The organism is Dolichospermum sp. UHCC 0406, assembly GCF_009712025.1.
Lineage (GTDB): Bacteria > Cyanobacteriota > Cyanobacteriia > Cyanobacteriales > Nostocaceae > Dolichospermum > Dolichospermum lemmermannii.
On sequence record NZ_VILA01000050.1, the window covers coordinates 1 to 1514 of the forward strand.

1 protein-coding gene is annotated in these 1514 nt (G+C 43.3%); it reads right to left on the reverse strand.

All coding sequences use genetic code 11. The features are described 5' to 3' along the window. On the reverse strand, nucleotides 1–1427 hold a 1427-nt coding region (locus FJR09_RS24340), incomplete at its 3' end, for a reverse transcriptase domain-containing protein (RefSeq protein WP_168654224.1). Between the last annotated feature and the right edge of the window lie 87 nt (nucleotides 1428–1514).

Genomic DNA, 1514 nt, shown 5'->3' on the forward strand with positions numbered 1-1514 from the left:
CATTTATGGTTTTGCCGTTTGAGGGCTTTAGAGGTATGATTGTCATAGAGTTTGCTGTTACGCTCGCTCCAGTAACTCAAATCTCCGTCGTAGGGTGATTTCTCCCCTTTAACATTGATGTGTTTATTTTCGGAGTAAGGAACTGCGGGGAACGCTTTATCTAGTAATTGTTTGCTAGAATGGCGATTCTTTTTGGCTTCCTTATTGAATACCTTGAATGTTCTGTGTTGGATATGGTAAAGGGAAAATCTAGACCCGTCCATCTTACAGAAGCGATGGTAGTTCCTCCAACCTCTAACTACGGGAGCTAATTTCTCAGCCTTGGTAGTAGCACCATAATTCGAGCAGTTGACGATGGCTTTTACTTTCTTGCGAAAAGATTTAAAGTTGTCCACTGAAGGAACGCATCTAAACTTCCCGTTTTTCTGGACTTTGAAGTTCCAGCCGAGGAAATCGAACCCATCTGTCGCGGCGGTTAGCTTTGTCTTTTTCTCACTAACTTTCATTCCCCGCTCTGCTAGAAACTGGTTGATTTTGTCAAGTATTTCTTGGGCATCATCCTGTGGTCGTAATATTATTACCATGTCATCTGCGTAACGGACTGATGGTTCAATAATATGTTTTGTTGAGGTATTGTCTGTGATTCTTCTATTAGACATCATGTGGTGTCTGTGAATACTTTCAATCCCATCTAAGGCGATGTTAGCTAAAAGTGGACTTACTACTCCACCTTGAGGTGTTCCTTGTACAGGAAACTCTGGATTGACCCCGGATTTTAAGCAGCGGAAGATTCCCTGCTTTATGCTCCTTGGAGCTATGAGTCTATCCATTATGGCGGTGTGGTTTATCCTGTCAAAGCATTTTTCGATATCGAGTTCTATAACTCGTTTATCTTTTCCGTTACTAGATGAGTTTAGATTATTGAACAAGATTTTCTGCGCGTCCTGCGCCGAGCGTCCCGTTCTAAAACCGTAGCTCTTAGCGTGGAAGGTTGCTTCATGTGCTGGTTCTAGAGCATATTTTGCCAGGCATTGCCAGGCTCGGTCTGCAATAGTGGGGATTTTTAGCATCCTGGTAGTACCGTCCTTTTTGGGGATGGGTATTTCTCTTAGCCCCTGGTGTTTCCAGTTGCTACCTGATGCTTTTAGCAGTTCATTAAGCTCGAAGCGTTCCTTAAAGTTAAGGGACTTTTTGCCGTCAATTCCTGCGGTTTTTTTCCCAGCGTTTAGCTGTGATACTTGACGGATAGCCAATAATCTTGCTGCGGTAGATTTCAGAATTAGCTTTTGAAGGAACTTTGCCTTACGCTTGTCTCCTGCAAGAATCGCTTTATACACTCGTTTTTGTAGGCGGAATAAGTCACGGCGGAATTTCTTCCACGGTAATGTCATCCAAGATTCACTAGCATTATTGCTGTGCCTAACCATGCTCTTCTCCAATTTGTGTATTCTGAACACCTCAAACCAATTACGGTCTGTCCTACCCGAATTGAAGGAGTTCCGCTCCTCGTCTAG